Below are 23,653 nucleotides of genomic sequence, written 5' to 3'. Positions count from 1 at the left end.
CGTTATCAATCCTTGTCGATTCGGCTCGCCACCGCGCCCTGCTGGTCGCGATATTTGGCGTCTTCACGGCGGTTATACGGCCGGGCCGCCGGGCCCGATAATGGCTCAAAGCTTAGCGCGCCGATAGGCATTCCCGGGCGCAGCGCCAGCGGCAGTTTGCCGGAGTTGTAGAACTCAAGCACGATGCAGCCGGACCAGCCCGGGTCGATGCGGTGCGCGGTAACGTGCACCATCAGCCCCAGCCGCGCCAGTGAGGAGCGTCCGTCCAGCCAGCCCACCAGATCGGCAGGCAGAGTGACTGACTCATAGGTCACCGCCAGCGCCAGTTCGCCCGGATGCAGGAAAAAGGCCTCCCCTTCCGGCAGGACAATCTCTTCGCTCATCACGCGGTCCAGCGCGGCGCTGACCTCGGCCTTCGGACCGCTTAAATCGATAAACGGCGCCGTGTGGCCGCGGAAGGTGCGGAATTTATTACCCAGCCGTACATCAACCGTCGCGCCATTAATACGCTCAACGGGTGGGCGCGGATTGATGGCGAGTCGCCCTTCATCCAACCAGGCTTCGATATCTCGGTCACACAGACGCATGGGCTTTCTCCTTATAAGGCTGCTTCCCGCACGCTTCGCGGCGGAGAGGGCAACAGGGCTACTCTTTGCACGTTACACAATTCGGCCAGGTTATTCAAAGAACTGACTGATTTTGGCCTTCAGAATATCAATCGCGATGCGGTTTTTGCCGCCGCGCGGCACGATGATGTCGGCATACTGCTTCGACGGTTCAATAAACTGCAGGAACATCGGGCGCACAGTCTTCTGGTACTGAGCCATCACCGAGTCCATGGAGCGGCCGCGCTCGTTAACGTCGCGCTTAATACGGCGCATCAGGCAAATATCGAGCGGGGTGTCGACGAAAATAGAGAAGTTAAGCTCGTTACGCAGGCGCGCGTCGGTCAGCAGCAGGATCCCTTCAAGAATGATCACCTTCTTCGGCTCGACGTGAATGGTGTTCGGCGTGCGGGTATGCTCGACGTAGCTATAGACCGGCAGTTCAATCGGCTGGCCGCTTTTCAGCATCTGCAGGTGCTGGAACAACAGACTGTGGTCCATTGAGCTCGGGTGGTCATAGTTGGTTTTGACGCGCTCTTCCATCGACAGATGACTTTGATCTTTGTAATAGCTGTCTTCCGGAATGACGCCAATATGTTCGTCGCCAACTTGTTCACGCAATTCGCGATAGAGAGTACTGGCAATAAGACTTTTGCCAGAAGCCGATGCGCCGGCGATACCTACAATGACGCACTGATGGGACATATCAGTCATAAATTTTTGCGACCTGATTAACCTGGATAGAGATGGAGGGTGGCGGCGGACCGCCAAACGCGGCAATTATAGGGATTTCAGCGTCCCGATACCAGTGGTATGCGCCCCGGACGGCTATTCCGCCGCCGGGATCCAGTCATCGGTATACCAGATATGCAACAGCGCATACGATCGCATCGGCTGCCAGCGACGGGCATAGCGAGCGATGGCGGCCGGGGTCATTCCCGGAAAGCGCTGTTTAATCAGGTAATCATCCGGCAAAAAGATATCTTTCGCCTGCCAGCCGCGCAGAGCAAAGTAGTTTGCCGTCCAGCGGCCAATCCCGGGCAGGCTCTGCAGTTGACGCAGCCCGGCGTCGATGTCCGCTGGCGCCGTCAGGGGCAGCTCGCCGCTGAGCGCCGCCCGGGCGAGGTGGATCAGCGCCTCCGCGCGCCGAAGCGGCATTCCCAGCGCCTTCAGCGCCTGCGGGTCGGCCCGGGACAGCGCCTCTGGCGTCGGGAACAACACATAGCCGGGCGCCTCCGCCAGCGGTTCGCCCCAGCCAGCCGCCACTTTGGCAGTGAGCCGGGCGGCCATCGCCACGCTCACCAGCTGCCCCAGCACCGCCCGCACCGCCTGTTCGAAGGCATCCAGCGCCCCCGGCAGGCGCAGCCCCGGCCGCGCCTGGGCCAGAGAGCCCAACGCCCCGGCGACCTGCCGCGGGTCGCAGGCTAAATCAAACAGCTGGCCAATTCGCGCATAGCAGCTCTCCGCCACCGGTTGCAGCCCCGGGGAGAGGGTCACCCGCAGGCCCTGCGCCTCTTCGTCCGGCGCCAGATGAATCAGCCCGCGATGCCCTTCAACGCCAAAGCTGCGACTATAGCCTCCTTCATCAAAGCGCTCGACGCCGGCGACGGCACGCGCCTGCAGAAAACCAACCATCCACGCCCAGTCATAAGGCGGGGTCCAGGGTAACAGCTCCATAAGCTCTCCTTTATATAGCGTTTCAATGATAGTCGCCCTTGACCGTCAGCGCCTTGCTTTTAAATTCCAGTTGTCGGCTTGGCGACGATCCGCTAAAGTCGCCCCCCTTCTTCACCGGCATGGGGATTTTGCAGACGATGTTTATTGGTTTTGACTACGGCACCGCCAACTGTTCGGTGGCCGTGATGCGGGAAAACACCCCTCAGCTGTTGACACTGGAAAACGGCAGCGCGCTGCTGCCCTCGATGCTCTGCGCGCCAACGCGCGAAGCGGTCAGCGAGTGGCTCTATCGCCATCATGACGTCCCCACCCACAGCGATGAAAACCAGGCGCTGCTGCGCCGGGCCATTGCCGCCAACCGCGACGAAGACATCGAGGTGCTGCGCAACAGCGTGCAGTTCGGTCTCGCCTCGCTGCATCAGTATGTTGAAGATCCGGAAGAGGTCTACTTCGTTAAATCGCCAAAATCCTTCCTCGGCGCCAGCGGGCTGAAGCCGCAGCAGGTGGCCCTGTTTGAAGACCTGGTCTGCGCCATGATGCTGCACATCAAACTGCAGGCCGAAAGCCAGCTGCCCGAGCAGATCGACCAGGCGGTGATTGGCCGACCGATTAACTTCCAGGGCCTCGGCGGCGACGACGCGAACGCCCAGGCGCAGGGGATCCTTGAGCGGGCGGCTCTCCGCGCCGGTTTCCGCGATGTGGTCTTCCAGTTTGAACCGGTTGCCGCCGGGCTCGATTTCGAAGCCACCCTCAATGAAGAAAAGCGGGTGCTGGTCGTCGATATCGGCGGTGGGACCACCGACTGTTCCTTGCTATTGATGGGCCCGCAGTGGCGGGAGCGCGCCGACCGCCAGCAGAGCCTGCTCGGCCACAGCGGCTGCCGCATCGGCGGCAACGACCTCGACATTGCCCTGGCCTTCAAATGCCTGATGCCCCTCCTCGGTATGGGCGGCGAAACGGAGAAAGGCACTGCGCTGCCGATCCTCCCGTGGTGGAACGCGGTGGCCATCAACGACGTGCCGGCGCAGAGCGATTTCTACAGCACCGCCAACGGCCGTCTGCTTAACGATCTGCTGCGCAGCGCCCGGGATGCCGACAAGGTGGCTCTGCTGCTGAAGGTCTGGCGCCAGCGTCTCAGCTATCGTCTGGTGCGCAGCGCCGAAGAGAGCAAAATCGCCCTCTCCAGCGCCGCCAGCGTCGAAACCGCGCTGCCGTTTATTCAGGACGAGCTGGCCACCGCCATCGCCCAGCAGGGTCTGGAAGCCGCACTGGATCAACCGTTGACCCGCATTATGGAACAGGTGCAGCTCGCGCTCGACAGCAGCCAGACCACCCCGGATGTGATCTATCTTACCGGCGGCAGCGCCCGCTCGCCGCTGATCAAAAAGGCGCTGACCGCCCAGCTGCCGGGTATTCCGCTGGCCGGTGGCGATGATTTTGGCTCGGTAACCGCCGGGCTGGCCCGCTGGGCGCAGGTGGTTTTCCGCTAACCCCAGCCCACCGCCGCCGCGCAGCAGGTCTGTCCTGATCCTGCCGATGCAGATTACGCTGGAATATTCCTGGTCTCCCACGCAAAATGGCCTGTTCGTCCGGACAGGCCTGTCCACTCTTCCCCACTTCCGGGGGCGTATTATCCATACCGTAGCCAGATGTCTGCGGTCTGTATCGTTGGCATGCCGCAAGGGGGCGTGATTGAAAAGGGTGTCTGCGATCTTCGCAGCGGTCCGGCGTTGCCGGCCGCAGTTCCTGGCAGGCTGGCTGCTCAGCTGTGGATTATTCTTGCTGCTGGTCGCCCCACAGGCGCAGGCGGCGACGCGCCAGGTGGGCATTGATATTCCGGTCCAGTGGTACGCGGACGCCAGCGGCCAGATGACCATCGATCGCTTCGCCGCCCTGCCCACAGACCAGCTCGCCACCACCCGGCAGATCCCCTCCTTTGGTTATTCGCGAAAAACCTGGTGGCTGCGCAGCGAGCTGCCGGGAACGTGGTTTGCCGGGGAGCCGCGCTGGCTGCAGCTGGGCCCCTCTTTTGTCGACCATCTGACCATTTACTACCGGCCTCTGGGCAGCGATGCCCCCTGGGAACAGCGCACCTTTGGCGACCGCGACGTCGCCCGCGAGAGCGACCTGCACTACCGGGAAAGCGTGCTGATTATCCCCCCGCCGCCAACCGCCGCTGGCTATGAGGTGGTCTTTCGCCTGCACAGCACCAGCACCCTGATCCTGCTGGCCTCGCTCTCTTCGCCGCAGGAATTTGTACAACGGGCGACCGCCGACACCGCTTTCTGGAGCTTCTATTTCGGCCTGGCCGCCGTCGCCAGCGGCGTGGCGCTGTGGCTGGCGCTGGCCCTGCGCCGGCGTCTGCTGTGGGGCATCTGTCTTTTCTCGCTCAATTATCCGCTGGTGGCCGCCCTGCACGGCTTCCCGGAGTGGTTTTTCGGCCACGCGGCGCTGCCGTTCCAGGACTTCATGATCAGCAGCCTCTCCCTGTTCAGCTATGCTACCGCCCTCTGGCTGCACAGCGAGATTTTTGATTTGAAGAAGAATATGCCGCGGCTTCATCAGCTACTGATCGCCGCGGTGGTGCTCAACCTGGTGCTGCAGGTCAGTATTCCGCTCGGGTTTTACGGCTTCGCGATGCAGATAGAAGGGGTGATCTTCATCATTATCACCCCGGTGCTGCTGTTCACCTCCTGGTGGCTGTGGCGCAAAAAAGCCATCGACCGTAACACTCTGCTGCTGGGTCTGCTGCCGCCGTTCTACGTCGCCGCCGCGGTGCTGGTGCAGTTGTCGATCCACGGGATAATCCCGTTCCATATGGCGATCTATTCCCTCTGGCAGTATGCGCTGATCGTCCACATCATTACGGTGCTGATCATTGCCATCCTGCGGGTGCGCGCTGAAAACCGCCAGCTGGAGCAGAAGCAGCGCCTGGCGCGTGAGCTGCAGATAGAGCGTGAAGCCAGCTTCCATCAGCGACAGTTTATGGGCATGGTAGCGCACGAATTCCGCACGCCGCTGGCGGTGATCCAGGCGGCGCTGGAAAATCTCCGCCTCTCGGCCGCCTCGGCCAGCCAGGAGGCGCGCTTCGATCGCATCGGGCGCGCCGCCACCCGTCTGGTGCAGCTCACCGATAACTGCCTTGCCGACGCCCGGCTCGCCTCACACGACCTGCACGTCGATCGCCAGCAGACCGCCCTGCTGTCGGTGATCAACATGGCCGCCTCGGTGGTGGCCATCTCCCACGACCATTACCTGAACATCCGCCATCACGGCGCGGTGGAAAGCCCGCAGCTGCAGGCCGATGCCGGCCTGCTGTGCATCGCCATCGCCAATCTGCTGGATAACGCGGTGAAGTATTCGCCCCCCGGTGAAATCGCCATCGATATCCGCTCCGAAGCCGGGCATACCGAGCTGCGCATTCGCGACCACGGCCCGGGCCTGCCCGACGGGCAAGCGGAACTGATCTTTGAGCGCTACCGCCGCGGCGAGCACACGTCGCCGGTGCCGGGCGGCACCGGTCTCGGACTGTATGTTGCGCGTCAGATCGTGCAGGCTCATGATGGCAAACTGTGGCTGGCCGAGCATGGCCCGGACGGCTGCACCTTTATTCTCACCCTCCCCACGGTTGCTTAAGAGGAGAACGACGTATGGCTTTACGACTGGCGATAATTGAAGATAACGCCGATCTGCTGGATGAACTGCTGGCCTGGCTGGGCTATCGCGGCTTCGAGGTGTGGGGCTCGCGCAGCGCCGAAGCCTTCTGGCGACAACTGCACAGCCATCCGGTGGACATCGTGCTGATTGATATCGGCCTTCCCGGGGAAGATGGCTTCAGCGTGCTGAGCTACCTGCATGAGCTGGGGCACTACGGTCTGGTGGTGGTCAGCGCCCGCGGCCAGCAGCAGGATAAACTGCAGGCGCTCAGCCTTGGGGCCGATGCTTACCTGATCAAGCCGGTTAATTTCGCCCACCTTGCGGAGACCCTCACCGCCCTTGGCGCCCGCCTGCAGCAGGATCGACCCGCCGCCCTTCCGTCGGAGGCGCCCGGCACCGCGTCATCCGCCGCCACCGGACTGTGGCGTCTGCACGAGGATAAACTGATTTCTCCCGATGCCCGGACGCTGGAGTTAACCCAGCAGGAGTACCGTCTGGTGGAGCTGTTAATGCGCAATCGCAACGAGGTGTGCAGCAAGCTGGACCTCCATGCCTGCCTGTTTTCCCACGACAGCGAGCCTGACCTGCACCGCATCGACGTGGTGATTAGCCGCCTGCGCCATAAGGCGCGCCAGCAAGGGATCCACCTGCCCGTACGAGCGATCTTTGGCAAAGGACTGGCGTTTATTTCCTGATCGAAAGCGCGATCTGGCCGCTGCGCGGGGTGTGAATAACTCGCAAGTGTTAATTTTTCTCATTTTCTGAGAGAAATGAGAGGAATGAGACTGACGACGCGCTTAAGAACTTTCTTATAGTGCTAGCACATCAGGATGATGTCGTATGATTTTCAGTGGACAGGAAAACATATAACAAAACGTAATAGCCGTTCGCGGTAAATTCTGACACCATGCAGCACAAACAAGGTAAAAACGATGGCCATGCAAACGTGGTTAATATTATTGCTATGCATATTTTTCTTCAGCATCTCTGTATACAGTTTTATTTCCTATCTAAAAGACAGGAGACGGCAGAAGTTTACGTTTAACGATAAGCGTTCGACGCGTCGTAAATAATTCACTTTATAATAATTAAAAACGATTACAGGTACGTTTATAAAATCAACACACCGCATACGCCCGGAGGATTTGTCACAGCATGGCGTTATGTTTTGCATAAGGAAATAACGCCATGAGAAACCTTAATGTCACCATCAATACCCGCAACACCTTTGTACGTGAATCGCTGGTGGCCATGGTTAATGATCTCTCCCGGGACGATATGCGGGCCCGTTTCTCCTGGCGCAATAACGACCTGTCAGACGAAGATATTATTATATGCGAAGTGATCCCTGGTGAAATCTATCTGTGCAATACCCTGATTAAAAACAGAAAAAAAGGCAGCTCCCTGATTATCCTCCACAGCTACGACCAGCTGCCGGAAGACGATTTCATGATTAATTGCCTGAAAGGAGTCATTTTTGTCTCGCTGAAAACGGCCAGTATTCCACAGCTGCTGGCGATCATTAAAAGCGAACTACAGCATTGTATGGACCCGTCGGCCACTGACGCCACGAGCCGGGAACTGAGCTGCGCCAGCTGCCCGCATCGTGTCCTGTCGCGGTCGCAGACCGCTGTGGTGCACGGTATTCTTGAAGGGCTGGACATGAGTAAAATCGCCGCCCTGCAGCGGGTCAGTCCCCGCACCGCCGCTTACCATAAGAATAAGATTATGGAAAAATACAGCCTGAATAATAATCACGACTTTTTCCAGTTTATGAATCTGTTACGTGAGCGCTGGTAGGCAAATAGCGAACAGAAGAGAATAAGATATTCCCGTAGTGATATTGTCTGGAATCCGAAAATAGCCGCAGGATGCTAAAAAAGCGCCAGCGCTGCCGAACATAACGTTAAACTCTGACGCTTCCTCGGTATAAAGACGTTACCGCGCGTTTTTATATAAGAAAAAAGACTAGTTACGAGGAAAACTGATACTTCGTCACATTACCCCTGACGTGCCTGTCAGGGGTCTTTTTTTCCGTGCGGAATGGCGCCCTCTGTGAAAGGGCGCGGCAGGATCAGGCTTCCGCTTTCTCGGCTTCCCAGTCCGGCTGTGCTTCCTCGTCGGTCAGCAGACCTTCGTTTTTCGACAGCATGGCGGTGGCGATGCCGTTACCCAACACGTTGATGGCGGAGCGCCCCATGTCGAGGAAATGGTCGATACCCATCAGCAGCAGGATCCCGGCAACCGGAATATTGAAGCTGGGGATCGTGGCCGCCAGCACCACCAGCGCCGAGCGCGGCACCCCGGCGATGCCTTTCGAGGCCAGCATCAGCGTCAGCATCATGACCGTAATCTCGCTAAAGCTCAGCGGTACGTTATAGGCCTGGGCGATAAACATCGCGGCGAAGGAGCAGTAAACCATCGAGCCAACAAGGTTGAACGAGTAGCCAATCGGCAGGACGAACGAGACGATATTGCGCGAGCAGCCAAACTTCACCAGCCGCTCAAGAGTCTTCGGATAGGCCGCTTCGGAGCTGCTGGTAGTAAACGCCACCAACACCGGGTCCTTCAGCATGTTCAGCAGACGGAAGACCTCTTTTTTCAGCACCATATAGCCAACGGCAATCAGCACCGCGCTGGTCAACAGTACCGCCAGGTAGTAACCGCCGATGAACGAAGCATAGTTGAGCAGGATCCCCAGCCCCTGGGAGGCAATCACCGACGAAATGGCGGCAAAGATAGCCAGAGGCGCAACGTACATCACGTAGCCCGTCACCTTCAGCATAATGTGCGACACCACATTGAGCGCCGCCACCAGCGGGGCATTAAACTTCTCGCCCAGCGACGCGCCGGCGATGCCAAAGAACATCGAGAACACCACAATCTGCAGGATCTCGTTGTTGGCCATCGCCTCGGTGATGCTGGTGGGGATGGTGTGCGACAGGAATCCTTTCAGGCTCATGCCGCTGACCGCCAGGCCGGTATCCACCGCCTCTTTCGGCACCGCCAGGTTTAACCCGGCGCCCGGGTGCTGGAAGGTGACGATCACCAGCCCGACGAGAATGGATAATACCGAGGAGGTGATGAACCACACCATCGCCTTCCCGCCTACCCGGCCAATGGTCGCCGTCTCGCCGAGACGCATAATGCCGACCGTCAGGGTGCTGAACACCAACGGCGCGATGACCATTTTGATCAACCGCAGAAACAGATCGGTCAGCAGCGTAATGTTGTCCGCCCAGGCGGAGATGGTGGTCGGCGTCGCGTAGGCATGGATAGCCGCGCCGGAGAGGATCCCCATCAGCATAAAAATGACGATGAAGAGCGTGAGTTTGTTTGCGTTTGCCACAGCAATGACCCCTGATTATTTAACACGTTGATTTTTAAGTGCATATGTTATTATTATGAAAATGCACTGATTTATTCACCGCATAAATCTAATTAAAGCCCTCCCGGATACAACTATTTTTTACTTTTTTAAACTAAAAGTTGATATCACCCCGGAAATCTCCAACGAGACCGCCCGGCGTCGCGGCGGTTATCCAGACATTTCTCAACCTTCTTTTCATAATTCCTCCATTTTTACGGCCCCTTCCCTCACTAAACTAGTATCATTCAGCGAAACGCTTCAGGATGAGACCGTAAACTAATGAAAGGCAGTAACATACGTCGTTGGGGCGCCGCGCTGGCGGTAGTGATTATCGCCGGAGCCGCCTACTGGTTCTGGCACGATCGTGGCACGAGCGGCAGCAGCGCTCCCGCAGCGGGACAAGGCCCGCAGGGGCCGGGCGGCGCGCGTCATGGCCGTTTCGGCGGCGCGCTGGCGCCGGTGCAGGCGGCGACCGCGACCGAACAAGCGGTGCCACGCTATCTCACCGGGCTGGGTACCGTGACGGCGGCCAATACCGTGACCGTGCGCAGCCGGGTCGACGGCCAGCTACTGAGCCTTCACTTCCAGGAGGGACAGCAGGTCAAAGCCGGCGACCTGCTGGCGCAGATCGACCCCAGCCAGTTTAAAGTCGCCCTCGCCCAGGCGCAGGGTCAGCTGGCGAAAGATAACGCCACCCTGGCGAACGCCCGCCGCGATCTCGCCCGTTACCAGCAACTGGTGAAAACCAACCTCGTCTCCCGCCAGGAGCTCGACACCCAGCAGTCGCTGGTGGTGGAATCCGCTGGCACCGTAAAGGCCGATGAAGCCGCCGTCGCCAGCGCCCAGCTGCAGCTCGACTGGACCCGCATCACCGCGCCGATTGACGGCCGCGTCGGCTTAAAGCAGGTGGATATTGGCAACCAGATCTCCAGCGGGGACACCACCGGGATTGTGGTTCTCACCCAGACGCACCCGATCGATGTGGTCTTCACCCTGCCGGAAAACAGCATCGCCACAGTGGTGCAGGCGCAGAAAGCGGGCAAAGCGCTCAGCGTCGAAGCCTGGGATCGCACCAATAAACAGAAAATTAGTGTCGGCGAGCTGCTGAGTCTCGACAACCAGATCGATGCCACCACCGGGACCATTAAGCTGAAGGCGCGCTTCAGCAATCTGGATGACGCGCTGTTCCCCAACCAGTTCGTTAACGCCCGCCTGCTGGTGGATACCGAAGAGAACGCGGTGGTGATCCCCGCCGCCGCCCTGCAGATGGGCAACGAAGGGCATTTTGTGTGGGTGCTGAACGACGAGAATAAAGTCAGCAAACACAGCGTGACGCCCGGCATCCAGGACAGCCAGAAAGTGGTCATCAGCGCCGGGCTTTCCGCCGGGGATCGCGTGGTCACCGACGGGATTGACCGCCTGACCGAGGGGGCGAAGGTGGAAGTTGTCACCGCCAGCGGCAGCGAGCAGGCGCAGCCCGCTCCGCGCCAGAGCGGTAAACACGGAGCGCGTTCCTGATGCAGGTGTTACCCCCAGGCCGCACCGGCGGCCCGTCCCGGCTGTTTATTATGCGTCCGGTCGCCACCACTTTGCTGATGGTGGCGATCCTGTTAGCCGGGATCATCGGCTACCGCTTCCTGCCGGTCTCCGCCCTGCCGGAGGTCGATTACCCGACCATCCAGGTGGTTACCCTCTATCCGGGCGCCAGCCCGGACGTGGTGACCTCCGCTATCACCGCCCCGCTGGAGCGCCAGTTCGGCCAGATGTCCGGCCTTAAGCAGATGTCGTCGCAAAGCTCTGGCGGCGCCTCGGTAGTCACGCTGCAGTTCCAGCTGACCCTGCCGCTGGACGTCGCCGAGCAGGAAGTGCAGGCGGCCATTAACGCCGCCACCAACCTGCTGCCGAGCGATCTGCCCAACCCGCCGGTGTACAGCAAGGTGAACCCGGCGGATCCGCCGATCATGACCCTCGCCGTCACCTCCTCCGCGATCCCGATGACCCAGGTGGAGGACATGGTGGAGACACGGGTGGCGCAGAAGATCTCCCAGGTTTCCGGCGTCGGTCTGGTGACCCTCGCCGGCGGCCAGCGCCCGGCGGTGCGGGTGAAGCTTAACGCCCAGGCCATCGCCGCCCTCGGCCTGACCAGCGAAACCGTGCGCACCGCTATCACCAGCGCCAACGTTAACTCGGCGAAAGGCAGCCTCGACGGCCCGGCCCGCGCGGTGACGCTTTCCGCTAACGATCAGATGCAGTCCGCTGAGGATTACCGCCGGCTGATCATCGCTTATCAGAACGGGGCGCCGATCCGTCTCGGCGATGTCGCCAGCGTCGAACAAGGGGCCGAAAACAGCTGGCTCGGGGCGTGGGCCAATCAGCAGCGGGCCATCGTGATGAACGTCCAGCGCCAGCCGGGGGCCAACATCATCGACACCGCCGACAGCATTCGCCAGATGCTGCCGCAGCTCACCGAGAGCCTGCCGAAATCGGTAAAGGTGCAGGTCCTCTCCGACCGGACCACCAACATTCGCGCCTCGGTGCGCGACACCCAGTTTGAGCTGATGCTGGCCATCGCCCTGGTGGTGATGATCATCTATCTGTTCCTGCGCAATGTCCCGGCGACCATTATTCCCGGCGTCGCGGTGCCGCTGTCGCTGGTGGGCACTTTCGCGGTGATGGTGTTCCTCGACTTCTCGATCAATAACCTGACGCTGATGGCCCTGACCATCGCCACCGGCTTTGTGGTGGATGACGCCATCGTGGTGATCGAGAACATCTCGCGCTATATCGAAAAAGGCGAGAAGCCGCTGGCCGCCGCGCTGAAAGGCGCCGGGGAAATCGGCTTCACCATTATCTCCCTCACCTTCTCGCTGATCGCGGTGCTGATCCCGCTGCTGTTTATGGGCGATATCGTCGGCCGTCTGTTCCGCGAATTCGCCGTCACCCTTGCCGTCGCTATTCTTATCTCGGCGGTGGTCTCCCTGACCCTGACGCCGATGATGTGCGCCCGTATGTTAAGCCACGAATCGCTGCGCAAGCAGAACCGTTTCTCCCGGGCCAGCGAGCGTTTCTTCGAACGGGTGATCGCCGTCTATGGCCGCTGGCTGAGCCGGGTGCTGAACCATCCGTGGCTGACGCTCGGCGTCGCGCTGAGCACTCTGGCGCTGTCGATCCTCCTGTGGGTCTTTATCCCGAAAGGCTTCTTCCCGATCCAGGATAACGGCATTATTCAGGGTACCCTCCAGGCGCCGCAGTCGGTCTCTTTCGCCAGCATGGCCGAGCGCCAGCGGCAGGTGGCCAGCATTATCCTTAAGGATCCGGCCGTGGAGAGCCTGACCTCGTTCGTCGGGGTCGACGGCACCAACCCGGCGCTGAACAGCGCCCGTCTGCAGATCAACCTCAAGCCGCTGGATGAACGCGATGACCGCGTCCAGACGGTGATTAGCCGCCTGCAGCAGGCGGTGGACGGCGTCCCGGGCGTGGCGCTCTACCTGCAGCCGACCCAGGATCTGACCATCGACACCACGGTGAGCCGCACCCAGTACCAGTTCACCCTGCAGGCAAACTCCCTCGAGGCGCTGAGCACCTGGGTGCCGCCGCTGCTCAGCCGCCTGCAGGCCCAGCCGCAGCTGGCCGACGTCAGCAGCGACTGGCAGGACAAAGGCCTGGCCGCCTATATCAAGGTGGATCGCGACAGCGCCAGCCGCCTCGGCATCTCAATGGCCGATGTCGATAACGCGCTGTACAACGCCTTCGGCCAGCGGCTGATCTCCACCATTTACACTCAGGCGAATCAGTATCGCGTGGTGCTCGAGCAGGATACCGAGGCGACGCCGGGCCTGGCGGCGCTGGATAATATCCGCCTGACCAGCAGCGACGGCGGCATCGTGCCGCTGACCGCCATCGCCACGGTGGAGCAGCGCTTTACCCCGCTGTCGGTGAACCACCTCGATCAGTTCCCGGTGACTACCATCTCGTTTAACGTCCCGGACAACTATTCGCTGGGCGAAGCGGTGGACGGGATCCTCGCCGCCGAACAGTCGCTGGATTTCCCGACCGATATCCGCACCCAGTTCCAGGGCAGCTCGCTGGCCTTCCAGTCGGCGCTCGGCAGCACTGTCTGGCTGGTGGTCGCCGCGGTGGTGGCGATGTATATCGTGCTGGGGGTACTGTATGAAAGCTTTATCCATCCGATCACGATCCTCTCCACCCTGCCCACCGCCGGGGTCGGGGCGCTGCTGGCGCTGTGGCTGGCGGGCAGCGAGCTGGATGTGATCGCCATCATCGGCATCATTCTGCTGATCGGCATCGTGAAGAAGAACGCCATCATGATGATCGACTTCGCGCTGGCCGCCGAACGCGAGCAGGGCATGCCGCCGCGGGAAGCGATCTACCAGGCCTGCCTGCTGCGTTTTCGGCCGATCCTGATGACGACCCTCGCCGCCCTGCTCGGCGCCCTGCCGCTGATGCTGAGCACCGGCGTCGGCGCGGAGCTGCGGCGTCCGCTGGGGATCGGCATGGTCGGCGGTCTGATGCTCAGCCAGGTGCTGACCCTGTTCACCACCCCGGTGATCTATCTGCTGTTCGACCGCCTGTCGCTGCACCTGAAGCGCCGCTTCCCGCGTCAGGAAGAGGAGGCGTAAGTGAAGTTTTTCGCCCTCTTCATTTACCGCCCGGTGGCGACGATCCTCATCTCGCTGGCCATCACCCTGTGCGGCATTCTCGGCTTCCGGCTGCTGCCGGTAGCCCCGCTGCCGCAGGTGGACTTCCCGGTGATCATGGTTAGCGCCTCGCTGCCGGGGGCCTCCCCGGAGACCATGGCCTCATCGGTGGCCACCCCGCTGGAACGCTCCCTGGGACGGATTGCCGGGGTCAATGAGATGACCTCCTCCAGTTCGCTGGGCAGTACGCGCATCATTCTTGAGTTTAACTTCGACCGCGATATCAACGGCGCGGCGCGCGACGTTCAGGCGGCGATCAACGCCGCGCAAAGCCTGCTGCCGAGCGGGATGCCCAGCCGGCCGACCTACCGCAAAGCCAACCCGTCGGATGCGCCGATCATGATCCTGACGCTGACCTCGGACACCTACTCCCAGGGTGAGCTGTATGATTTCGCCTCCACCCAGCTGGCGCAGACCATCGCGCAGATCGACGGCGTGGGTGATGTCGACGTCGGCGGCAGCTCCCTGCCGGCGGTGCGCGTCGACCTCAACCCGCAGGCGCTGTTCAACCAGGGCGTGTCGCTGGACGCGGTGCGCACCGCCATCAGCGACGCTAACGTGCGCAAACCGCAGGGGGCGCTGGAGGACAGCGCGCACCGCTGGCAGGTGCAGACCAACGATGAGCTGAAGACCGCCGCCGACTATCAGCCGCTGATCGTCCACTACCAGAATGGCGCCGCGGTGCGGCTGGGGGATGTCGCCAGCGTCTCGGATTCGGTGCAGGACGTACGCAACGCCGGGATGACCAACGCCAAACCGGCGATCCTGCTGATGATCCGCAAACTGCCGGAAGCCAATATTATCCAGACAGTGGACAGCATCCGTGCCCGCCTGCCGGAGCTGCAGCAGACCATTCCGGCGGCTATCGACCTGCAGATCGCCCAGGACCGCTCGCCGACCATCCGCGCCTCGCTGGAGGAGGTGGAGCAGACGCTGGTGATTTCGGTGGCGCTGGTGATCCTCGTGGTGTTCCTGTTCCTGCGCTCGGGGCGCGCCACGCTGATCCCGGCCGTCGCCGTCCCGGTTTCCTTAATCGGCACCTTCGCCGCGATGTATTTGTGCGGCTTCAGCCTCAATAACCTGTCGCTGATGGCTCTGACCATCGCCACCGGCTTCGTGGTGGATGACGCTATCGTGGTGCTGGAGAATATCTCCCGCCATCTGGAAGCGGGGATGAAACCCCTGCAGGCGGCGCTGCAGGGGAGCCGCGAGGTCGGCTTTACCGTGCTGTCGATGAGCCTGTCGCTGGTGGCGGTGTTTCTGCCGCTGCTGCTGATGGGCGGCCTGCCCGGCCGCCTGCTGCGCGAGTTCGCCGTCACCCTGTCGGTGGCGATCGGCATCTCGCTGGCGGTGTCCCTCACCCTGACGCCGATGATGTGCGGCTGGCTGCTGAAAAGCGGTAAGCCCCACCAGCCGACGCGCAACCGCGGCTTTGGCCGCCTGCTGGTGGCCGTGCAGGGCGGCTATGGGAAATCGTTAAAATGGGTGCTCAGGCACAGCCGGCTGACCGGCCTGGTGGTGCTCGGCACCATCGCCCTCAGCGTCTGGCTCTACATTTCGATCCCGAAAACCTTCTTCCCGGAGCAGGACACCGGGGTGCTGATGGGCGGCATTCAGGCCGACCAGAGCATCTCCTTCCAGGCGATGCGCGGCAAGCTGCAGGACTTTATGAAGATCATTCGTGAAGATCCGGCGGTGGATAACGTCACCGGCTTTACCGGCGGCTCGCGGGTCAACAGCGGGATGATGTTTATCACCCTCAAGTCGCGCGACCAGCGCCACGAGACGGCGCAACAGGTGATCGACCGGCTGCGCAAAAAGCTGGCCAACGAGCCCGGGGCCAACCTGTTCCTGATGGCGGTGCAGGATATTCGCGTCGGCGGCCGGCAGTCGAACGCCAGCTATCAGTACACCCTGCTGTCCGACGACCTGTCGGCGCTTCGCGAGTGGGAGCCGAAGATCCGCAAAGCGCTGGCGGCGCTGCCTGAGCTGGCGGATGTCAACTCGGATCAGCAGGACAATGGCGCCGAAATGGACCTGGTCTATGACCGGGACACGATGTCGCGCCTCGGCATCAGCGTCCAGGACGCCAACAACCTGCTGAACAACGCCTTCGGCCAGCGGCAAATCTCCACCATCTACCAGCCGCTCAACCAGTACAAGGTGGTGATGGAGGTGGATCCGGCCTACACCCAGGACGTCAGCGCCCTCGACAAGATGTTTGTTATCAATAGCGAGGGCAAGCCGATCCCGCTGGCTTATTTCGCCAAATGGCAGCCGGCCAACGCCCCGCTGTCGGTGAACCACCAGGGGCTGTCGGCGGCGTCCACTATCTCCTTTAACCTCCCCACCGGCCGCTCGCTGTCGGAAGCCAGCGACGCCATTAACCGCACGATGACCCAGCTCGGGGTGCCGTCGAGCGTGCGCGGCTCCTTTGCCGGTACCGCTCAGGTGTTCCAGCAGACCATGAACGCGCAGGTGATCCTGATCCTCGCGGCCATCGCCACGGTCTATATCGTGCTGGGGATGCTGTATGAGAGCTATGTGCATCCGTTGACCATCCTCTCGACGCTGCCCTCCGCCGGAGTGGGCGCCCTGCTGGCGCTGGAGATATTCGATGCCCCGTTCAGCCTAATCGCCCTTATCGGGATCATGTTATTAATTGGCATCGTGAAGAAAAACGCCATCATGATGGTTGATTTTGCCCTTGAGGCGCAGCGTACCGGCAATCTGGCGCCGGAAGAGGCGATTTTCCAGGCCTGCCTGCTGCGTTTCCGGCCGATTATGATGACCACCCTGGCGGCGCTGTTCGGCGCCCTGCCGCTGGTGCTCTCCGGGGGCGATGGCTCTGAGCTGCGCCAGCCGCTGGGGATCACCATCGTCGGCGGTCTGGTGATGAGCCAGCTGTTAACGCTCTACACCACGCCGGTGGTCTATCTTTTCTTTGACCGTCTGCGGTTGCGTTTTTCGCGTCACTCCTCTCAACCGGTAAGCGAATAACATGACAGACCTCCCGGCCAGCGTGCGCTGGCAGCTATGGATAGTGGCGTTCGGCTTCTTTATGCAGTCGCTGGACACCACCATCGTTAACACCGCCCTCCCCTCGATGGCCAAAAGCCTCGGGGAGAGCCCGCTGCATATGCATATGATCATCGTCTCCTATGTCCTGACGGTGGCGGTCATGCTCCCGGCCAGCGGCTGGCTGGCCGACAGGGTCGGGGTGCGCAATATCTTCTTCACCGCCATCGTGCTGTTTACCGCCGGGTCGCTGTTTTGCGCCCAGGCCAGCACCCTTGACCAGCTGGTGATGGCGCGGGTGCTGCAGGGGGTCGGCGGCGCGATGATGGTGCCGGTTGGTCGCCTGACGGTAATGAAGATCGTCCCACGCGATCAGTACATGGCGGCGATGACTTTCGTCACCCTGCCGGGCCAGGTTGGCCCGCTGCTCGGCCCGGCGCTGGGCGGGGTGCTGGTGGAGTACGCCTCCTGGCACTGGATCTTCCTCATCAATATCCCGGTGGGGATCGTCGGCGCCATCGCCACCCTCTGCCTGATGCCCAACTACACCCTGCAGACCCGGCGCTTCGACCTCTCCGGCTTTCTGCTGCTGGCCGCCGGGATGGCGACCCTGACCCTGGCGCTGGACGGCCAGAAAGGGCTCGGTATATCGTCACGCTGGCTGGCGGGGCTGGTGGCCGTCGGCCTCGCCGCCCTGCTGCTGTACCTGTGGCACGCCCGCGGTAACGCCCGGGCGCTGTTCAGCCTCAACCTGTTTCGTAACCGCACCTTCTCCCTCGGCCTCGGCGGCAGCTTCGCCGGACGCATCGGCAGCGGCATGCTGCCGTTTATGACTCCGGTGTTTCTGCAGATTGGCCTCGGCTTCTCCCCCTTTCACGCCGGGCTGATGATGATCCCGATGGTGCTCGGCAGCATGGGCATGAAGCGGATCGTGGTCCAGGTGGTCAACCGCTTTGGCTACCGTCGGGTACTGGTCGCCAGCACCCTGGGCCTGGCGGCGGTCAGCCTGCTGTTTATGTTTAGCGCCCTGGCCGGGTGGTATTACGCGTTGCCGCTGGTCCTGTTTCTGCAGGGGATGATCAACTCCAGCCGCTTCTCCTCAATGAATACCCTGACGCTGAAAGATCTCCCGGACGATCTGGCCAGCAGCGGCAACAGCCTGCTGTCGATGGTGATGCAGCTGTCGATGAGTATCGGCGTGACCATCGCCGGGCTGCTGCTGGGGCTGTATGGCCAGCAGCATATGAGCCTCGACGCCGCCAGCACCCATCAGGTCTTTCTCTATACCTATCTGAGCATGGCGGCGATCATCGCCCTCCCGGCGCTCATCTTTTCCCGGGTACCGGATGACGTCGGCAGCAATACCGTCATCCGTCGACGCAACAGGAGTGGATCGTGAAATTTTGGCGCCCGGGCATTACCGGTAAGCTGTTCCTCGCTATTTTCGCCACCTGCATCGTGCTGCTGATCAGCATGCACTGGGCGGTGCGTATCAGTTTCGAACGTGGGTTTATCGACTACATCAAGCGCGGTAATGAGCAGCGGTTAACCATGCTCAGCGACGCGCTGAGTGAGCAGTATGCCCAGCACGGCAGCTGGGCGTTTCTGCGCAACAACGACCGCTTTATCTTCCAGCTGCTGCGCACCTTCGAACGGGATAACGACGACCGTTCGCCACCGGGACACGGCATGAAGCCGGGTCCGATGGAGGGTCAGGGGCCGGATGGGCCGCCGCCGGATGGGCCGCCCGACGGCTCCAGCGACACCCCGCCGCCGAGGCCGGAAATGCCGCCCCACGGCTGGCGCACCATGTTCTGGGTGGTCGATCAGTCGGGCCGCGTGCTGGTGGGGCCCCGTGAGCGCGTACCGGAGGACGGCACCCAGCGCAGCATTGTGGTCAACGGCGTGGAGGTAGGCAAGGTGATCGCCTCGCCGGTAGAGCGGCTGACGCGTAATACCGATATTAACTTCGACCGGCAGCAAAAGCGCACCAGCTGGCTGATTGTCGCCCTTGCCACCCTGCTAGCCGCGCTGGCCACTTTCCCGCTGGCCCGCGGCCTGCTGGCGCCGGTGAAGCGGCTGGTGGAAGGCACCCATAAGCTGGCGGCGGGTGACTTTTCCACCCGCGTGACGGTGACCGGCGGCGACGAGCTCGGCCGCCTGGCGCAGGATTTCAACCAGCTCGCCAGCACCCTGGAGCGCAACCAGCAGATGCGTCGCGATCTGATGGCCGATATCTCCCATGAGCTGCGCACTCCGCTGGCGGTGCTGCGTGGCGAGCTGGAGGCGATTCAGGACGGAGTCCGGCGCTTCACCCCCGAGTCCATCCCCTCCCTGCAGGCCGAGGTGGCTACCCTCACCAAGCTGGTGGACGACCTCCATCAGCTGTCGATGTCCGACGAGGGGGCGCTGGCCTACCAGAAAACGTCGCTGGATATCATCACCCTGCTGGAGGTGGCCGCGGGCGCTTTTCGCGAGCGCTTCGCCAGCCGGCAGCTGAGCATTCAGGTGTCGCTCCCCGAGCAGGCGATGATCTTCGGCGACCGCGACCGCCTGATGCAGCTCTTCAACAATCTGCTGGAGAACAGCCTGCGCTATACCGACAGCGGCGGCAGCCTGCACATCACCGCCCGTCGCAGCGGCCGAATGCTGGTGATTGACTTCGCCGACAGCGCCCCCGGCGTCAGCGATGAGCAGCTGGCCCGCCTGTGCGAACGCTTTTACCGGGCGGAAGGATCGCGCAATCGCGCCAGCGGCGGCTCCGGCCTCGGACTGGCGATTTGCCTCAATATTGTCGCGGCCCACGGCGGCACCCTGCGTGCCGACCATTCGCCTTTTGGCGGGGTTAGCATTAAAGTTGAGTTACCTCTGGAACATGATTTACCGAGAGACGTATGACTGAATTGCCTGTAGATGAAAACACCCCGCGCATTCTTATCGTGGAAGATGAACCGAAGCTCGGCCAGCTGCTGATTGATTATCTGCAAGCCGCCGGCTATGCGCCTACGCTGATTAACCACGGTGACAAGGTCCTGCCCTACGTTCGGCAGACGCCGCCGCACCTGATCCTGCTGGACCTGATGCTGCCCGGCACCGACGGTTTAACGCTGTGCCGGGAAATTCGCCGCTTCTCCGACGTTCCGGTGGTGATGGTGACGGCGAAAATCGAAGAGATCGACCGACTGCTGGGGCTGGAAATTGGCGCCGACGACTATATCTGCAAGCCCTACAGCCCGCGGGAAGTGGTCGCCCGGGTGAAAACCATTCTTCGCCGCTGCAAGCCGCAGCGCGATCTGCAGGCGCTGGACGCCCAGAGCCCGCTGATTGTCGACGAAGGTCGTTTTCAGGCCTCCTGGCGCGACAAGCTGCTGGACCTCACTCCCGCCGAGTTCCGGCTGCTGAAAACCCTCTCCCAGGAGCCGGGCAAGGTCTTCTCCCGCGAACAGTTGCTCAACCATCTGTATGACGATTATCGGGTAGTCACCGACCGCACCATCGACAGCCACATCAAAAACCTGCGGCGCAAGCTGGAGGCGCTGGACGCCGAGCAGTCGTTTATTCGCGCGGTGTATGGCGTTGGCTATCGCTGGGAAGCAGACGCCTGCCGACTGGCGTAGTTAGCCTTTTCCCGGCTCGCGCTGCGCTTAGCCGGGCTACACGTTCACCGCCATCTGCACACCGTAGCCCGGGTAAGGCGTTTACGCCGCAACCCGGGGAACTCCAGAGCCTATCCCCCCAGGCGTTATGAGTGCTGTCAGTGTGAGCACTGCCCAGGTTCAAAATGGCAAACAAATTAGCCATACTGAAAGATACCCATCTGATATTTACTCCCCTTCGCCGCGGCGCTACAATGCCCGCCCTTAATGTGGGGACACTCCCCAACTCGCCGCACCAGGTGCGGCGAATCTGACCTGTCATCAGAACGAGAACACCATGTTTAAACCAGAACTCCTCTCCCCGGCGGGAACGCTGAAGAATATGCGTTACGCTTTCGCCTATGGCGCCGATGCCGTTTATGCCGGCCAGCCGCGCTACTCGCTGCGCGTGCGTAACAACGAATTCAATCACGAAAATCTGCAGCTCGGCATCAATGAAGCCCACGCGCTGGGTAAAAAATTCTATGTGGTGGTCAACATCGCCCCGCATAACGCCAAGCTGAAAACGTTTATTCGCGATCTGAAGCCGGTGGTGGAGATGGGGCCGGACGCGCTGATCATGTCCGATCCGGGTTTAATCATGCTGGTGCGGGAACACTTCCCGGAGATGCCGATCCATCTTTCAGTGCAGGCTAACGCCGTCAACTGGGCGACGGTTAAATTCTGGCAGCAGATGGGGCTGACCCGCGTGATCCTGTCGCGTGAACTGTCGCTGGACGAAATCGAAGAGATTCGCCGCCAGGTGCCGGAGATGGAGATTGAGATTTTCGTCCACGGCGCGCTGTGCATGGCCTACTCCGGCCGCTGCCTGCTCTCCGGGTATATCAACAAGCGCGACCCGAACCAGGGGACCTGCACCAACGCCTGCCGCTGGGAATACAACGTGGCGGAAGGCAAAGAGGACGACGTCGGCAACATCGTCCACAAATATGAGCCGATCCCGGTGCAGACCGTGGAGCCCACCCTCGGCATCGGCGCGCCGACCGATAAAGTCTTTATGATTGAGGAAGCCAAACGTCCGGGCGAGTATATGACCGCCTTTGAGGACGAGCACGGCACCTACATCATGAACTCGAAAGATCTGCGGGCTATCGCCCACGTTGAGCGTCTGACCCAGATGGGCGTTCACTCGCTGAAGATCGAAGGCCGCACCAAATCCTTCTACTACTGCGCGCGTACCGCCCAGGTTTACCGCAAGGCGATCGACGATGCCGCCGCCGGAAAACCGTTTGATACCAGCCTGCTGGAGACCCTGGAAGGACTGGCCCACCGCGGGTACACCGAAGGCTTCCTGCGCCGCCATACCCATGACGATTACCAGAACTATGAGTACGGCTACTCCCTCTCCGAGCGCCAGCAGTTTGTCGGCGAATTCACCGGGGAGCGTAACGGCCCGCTGGCGGCCGTGGCGGTCAAAAATAAGTTCAGCGTCGGCGACAGCCTCGAGCTGATGACCCCGCAGGGTAACGTCAACTTCACCCTCGAGCATATGGAAAATGGCAAAGGCGAAGCCATGCCGGTGGCCCCGGGCGATGGTTATACCGTATGGTTGCCTGTGCCGGACGACCTGCCTCTGCAGTATGCGCTGCTGATGCGCAACTTCACTGGTCAGACAACCAGAAATCCGCACGGTAACTAGTTAATTTGCGTTATTTTTTCATGATGTAAGGATATTAGAATCGGATCACATACCGTTTCGATCGAAACAGGTATCATCCATTTCGCTGAAAAACATAACCCATAAATGCTAGTTGTACCAGGAACCACCTCCTTAGCCTGCGTAATCTCCCTTACGCGGGCTTATTTTTTTGCCTCTCCTCCGGTCTTCGCTTGCGTCATGCGGTACACTTTATGCAACATTAAGCAATAAAGGTTCCCTTGATGATGTCTACGTTTCCTGCCAGCTTACTGATCCTTAACGGCAAAGGTGCCAATGAACCGCAGTTACGCGAGGCGGTTAACCTGTTACGCGACGAAGGGATCGATATTCACGTCCGCGTCACCTGGGAAAAGGGCGATGCCGTGCGGTTTATCGATGAAGCCCTGCAGCTGAACGTTGAAACGGTGATCGCCGGCGGCGGCGACGGCACCATTAATGAAGTGGCGACCGCGCTGGTGGAGCGCGGTAGCAAGATGGCGCTGGGGATTTTACCTCTGGGCACGGCCAACGACTTTGCCACCAGCGTCGGCATTCCGCAGGATCTGGCCAGCGCCCTCAAGCTGGCGATCGTCGGCCGCGATGTGCCGATAGATATCGCCCGGGTGAATGATAAAACCGGCTTTATTAATATGGCGACCGGCGGGTTCGGCACCCGAATCACCACCGAAACGCCGGAAAAACTCAAAGCCGCGCTCGGCGGTGTCTCTTATTTAATCCATGGCCTGATGCGTATGGATACCCTGAAGCCGGACCGCTGCGAGATCCGCGGAGAGAACTTTCACTGGCAGGGCGATGCGCTGGTCATTGGCATCGGCAACGGCCGCCAAGCCGGCGGCGGCCAGCAGTTGTGCCCGGAGGCGTTGATTAACGATGGTTTGCTGCATCTGCGCATTTTCACCGGCGAAGAGCTGATCCCTGCCCTGTTCAGCACCCTGGCGAATCCGGAAAACTCGCCGAATATTGTTGACGGTGTCTCCTCATGGTTTGAGATCACCGCCCCCCATGAGATGACGTTTAACCTCGACGGCGAGCCGCTCAGCGGAAAAACCTTCCGCATGGAGCTGTTACCGGCGGCCCTGCGCTGCCGGCTGCCGCCCGACTGCCCGCTGCTACGTTGATCAGGCTTCGCAAAGCAAAGACGGCGCCCGGCTGGTATACAGCAGCCGGGTTCGTTGATTGAGCCTCTGAATGTTAAGGTAAAACGGCACCTGCGGCTGCAGGAAAAACCTGGGCAGGATATCGATCCAAACACCGCACTTACATTAATAGACGATATCTACAACCTCAAACTC

Annotated in this window: 17 protein-coding genes; 13 read left to right on the top strand and 4 right to left on the bottom strand. The window is 61.0% G+C overall.

All coding sequences use genetic code 11. The features are described 5' to 3' along the window. Positions 1 to 5: 5 nt before the first annotated feature. From dcd to alkA, 3 genes are all read right to left on the bottom strand, one after another. A complete protein-coding gene (dcd, locus tag R0140_RS08180) occupies positions 6 to 587 on the bottom strand; it encodes a dCTP deaminase (protein WP_004151145.1) in 582 nt (193 codons plus the stop codon). 90 nt (positions 588 to 677) lie between these two features. Beyond that, a complete protein-coding gene (udk, locus tag R0140_RS08175; RefSeq protein ID WP_002912442.1) occupies positions 678 to 1,319 on the bottom strand; it encodes a uridine kinase in 642 nt (213 codons plus the stop codon). A gap of 114 nt (positions 1,320 to 1,433) precedes the next feature. Then, entirely contained in the window at positions 1,434 to 2,282 is an 849-nt protein-coding gene (gene alkA, locus R0140_RS08170) for a DNA-3-methyladenine glycosylase 2 (RefSeq protein WP_032740104.1), read from the bottom strand. Between the two features lie 137 nt (positions 2,283 to 2,419). Here alkA and yegD point away from each other — a divergent pair, with 137 nt between their 5' ends. The 5 genes from yegD (at position 2,420) to R0140_RS08140 (ending at position 7,739) form a co-directional block, all read left to right on the top strand. After that, positions 2,420 to 3,772: a molecular chaperone gene (yegD, locus tag R0140_RS08165; RefSeq protein ID WP_016531337.1), complete on the top strand. Its 1,353-nt coding sequence runs from the start codon at positions 2,420 to 2,422 to the stop codon at positions 3,770 to 3,772. Positions 3,773 to 4,061: 289 nt separating this feature from the next. Continuing rightward, positions 4,062 to 5,918: a sensor histidine kinase gene (locus tag R0140_RS08160; RefSeq protein ID WP_032740368.1), complete on the top strand. Its 1,857-nt coding sequence runs from the start codon at positions 4,062 to 4,064 to the stop codon at positions 5,916 to 5,918. Between the two features lie 14 nt (positions 5,919 to 5,932). After that, positions 5,933 to 6,634 (top strand): response regulator transcription factor, encoded by a 702-nt coding sequence (locus R0140_RS08155; RefSeq protein WP_012541069.1) that lies wholly within the window; start codon positions 5,933 to 5,935, stop codon positions 6,632 to 6,634. Between the two features lie 237 nt (positions 6,635 to 6,871). After that, the gene (locus R0140_RS08145; protein ID WP_046621842.1) at positions 6,872 to 7,012 is read left to right on the top strand and encodes a small membrane protein; all 141 of its coding nucleotides are present in this window, start codon (positions 6,872 to 6,874) and stop codon (positions 7,010 to 7,012) included. A gap of 115 nt (positions 7,013 to 7,127) precedes the next feature. Next, a complete protein-coding gene (locus tag R0140_RS08140; protein WP_032740105.1) occupies positions 7,128 to 7,739 on the top strand; it encodes a helix-turn-helix transcriptional regulator in 612 nt (203 codons plus the stop codon). 274 nt (positions 7,740 to 8,013) lie between these two features. Here the strand turns inward: R0140_RS08140 and R0140_RS08135 are convergent, their stop codons facing one another. Next, on the bottom strand, positions 8,014 to 9,246 hold the full coding sequence (locus tag R0140_RS08135) for a dicarboxylate/amino acid:cation symporter (protein ID WP_155869522.1): 1,233 nt from the start codon (positions 9,244 to 9,246) through the stop codon (positions 8,014 to 8,016). Positions 9,247 to 9,588: 342 nt separating this feature from the next. Between R0140_RS08135 and R0140_RS08130 the strand changes: the two genes are divergently transcribed. From R0140_RS08130 to yegS, 8 genes are all read left to right on the top strand, one after another. Beyond that, positions 9,589 to 10,827 carry an MdtA/MuxA family multidrug efflux RND transporter periplasmic adaptor subunit gene (locus R0140_RS08130; RefSeq protein ID WP_012541067.1) on the top strand — a complete coding sequence of 413 codons (1,239 nt, stop codon included), beginning with the start codon at positions 9,589 to 9,591 and terminating at the stop codon, positions 10,825 to 10,827. Further along, positions 10,827 to 13,949 carry an MdtB/MuxB family multidrug efflux RND transporter permease subunit gene (locus R0140_RS08125; protein ID WP_032740106.1) on the top strand — a complete coding sequence of 1,041 codons (3,123 nt, stop codon included), beginning with the start codon at positions 10,827 to 10,829 and terminating at the stop codon, positions 13,947 to 13,949. Before R0140_RS08130 ends, R0140_RS08125 begins: the two co-directional genes overlap by 1 nt. Beyond that, positions 13,950 to 17,027, top strand: a complete 3,078-nt coding sequence (mdtC, locus tag R0140_RS08120; protein WP_032730809.1) for a multidrug efflux RND transporter permease subunit MdtC — start codon at positions 13,950 to 13,952, stop codon at positions 17,025 to 17,027. A gap of 1 nt (position 17,028) precedes the next feature. Then, entirely contained in the window at positions 17,029 to 18,444 is a 1,416-nt protein-coding gene (locus tag R0140_RS08115; RefSeq protein ID WP_032740107.1) for an MFS transporter, read from the top strand. Then, entirely contained in the window at positions 18,441 to 19,943 is a 1,503-nt protein-coding gene (gene baeS / locus R0140_RS08110) for an envelope stress sensor histidine kinase BaeS (protein ID WP_008804077.1), read from the top strand. Before R0140_RS08115 ends, baeS begins: the two co-directional genes overlap by 4 nt. Next, complete coding sequence (gene baeR / locus R0140_RS08105; RefSeq protein WP_004201558.1) at positions 19,940 to 20,662, top strand: envelope stress response regulator BaeR; 723 nt, start codon at positions 19,940 to 19,942, stop codon at positions 20,660 to 20,662. Before baeS ends, baeR begins: the two co-directional genes overlap by 4 nt. A gap of 316 nt (positions 20,663 to 20,978) precedes the next feature. Beyond that, on the top strand, positions 20,979 to 22,340 hold the full coding sequence (gene yegQ / locus R0140_RS08100; RefSeq protein ID WP_008804076.1) for a prephenate-dependent tRNA uridine(34) hydroxylase TrhP: 1,362 nt from the start codon (positions 20,979 to 20,981) through the stop codon (positions 22,338 to 22,340). Between the two features lie 242 nt (positions 22,341 to 22,582). Next, positions 22,583 to 23,479, top strand: coding sequence for a lipid kinase YegS (yegS, locus tag R0140_RS08095; RefSeq protein ID WP_008804075.1), 897 nt, complete (start codon positions 22,583 to 22,585; stop codon positions 23,477 to 23,479). Positions 23,480 to 23,653 lie beyond the last annotated feature (174 nt).

Origin of the sequence: Klebsiella sp. w6, from assembly GCF_033100215.1 — a bacterium.
In the GTDB taxonomy this organism is placed as follows: Bacteria; Pseudomonadota; Gammaproteobacteria; order Enterobacterales; family Enterobacteriaceae; genus Klebsiella; species Klebsiella variicola.
This window is presented reverse-complemented; position numbering and strand designations above follow the sequence as displayed.

Excerpts from the sequence above, each read along its gene's own strand:
- dcd (WP_004151145.1), bottom strand. The coding sequence starts at position 587 with ATGCGTCTGTGTGACCGAGATATCGAAGCCTGGTTGGATGAAGGGCGA.
- udk (WP_002912442.1), bottom strand. The coding sequence starts at position 1,319 with ATGACTGATATGTCCCATCAGTGCGTCATTGTAGGTATCGCCGGCGCA.
- alkA (WP_032740104.1), bottom strand. The coding sequence starts at position 2,282 with ATGGAGCTGTTACCCTGGACCCCGCCTTATGACTGGGCGTGGATGGTT.
- yegD (WP_016531337.1), top strand. The coding sequence starts at position 2,420 with ATGTTTATTGGTTTTGACTACGGCACCGCCAACTGTTCGGTGGCCGTG.
- R0140_RS08155 (WP_012541069.1), top strand. The coding sequence starts at position 5,933 with ATGGCTTTACGACTGGCGATAATTGAAGATAACGCCGATCTGCTGGAT.
- R0140_RS08145 (WP_046621842.1), top strand. The coding sequence starts at position 6,872 with ATGGCCATGCAAACGTGGTTAATATTATTGCTATGCATATTTTTCTTC.
- R0140_RS08140 (WP_032740105.1), top strand. The coding sequence starts at position 7,128 with ATGAGAAACCTTAATGTCACCATCAATACCCGCAACACCTTTGTACGT.
- R0140_RS08135 (WP_155869522.1), bottom strand. The coding sequence starts at position 9,246 with ATGCTGATGGGGATCCTCTCCGGCGCGGCTATCCATGCCTACGCGACG.
- R0140_RS08130 (WP_012541067.1), top strand. The coding sequence starts at position 9,589 with ATGAAAGGCAGTAACATACGTCGTTGGGGCGCCGCGCTGGCGGTAGTG.
- R0140_RS08125 (WP_032740106.1), top strand. The coding sequence starts at position 10,827 with ATGCAGGTGTTACCCCCAGGCCGCACCGGCGGCCCGTCCCGGCTGTTT.
- R0140_RS08115 (WP_032740107.1), top strand. The coding sequence starts at position 17,029 with ATGACAGACCTCCCGGCCAGCGTGCGCTGGCAGCTATGGATAGTGGCG.
- baeR (WP_004201558.1), top strand. The coding sequence starts at position 19,940 with ATGACTGAATTGCCTGTAGATGAAAACACCCCGCGCATTCTTATCGTG.
- yegQ (WP_008804076.1), top strand. The coding sequence starts at position 20,979 with ATGTTTAAACCAGAACTCCTCTCCCCGGCGGGAACGCTGAAGAATATG.
- yegS (WP_008804075.1), top strand. The coding sequence starts at position 22,583 with ATGATGTCTACGTTTCCTGCCAGCTTACTGATCCTTAACGGCAAAGGT.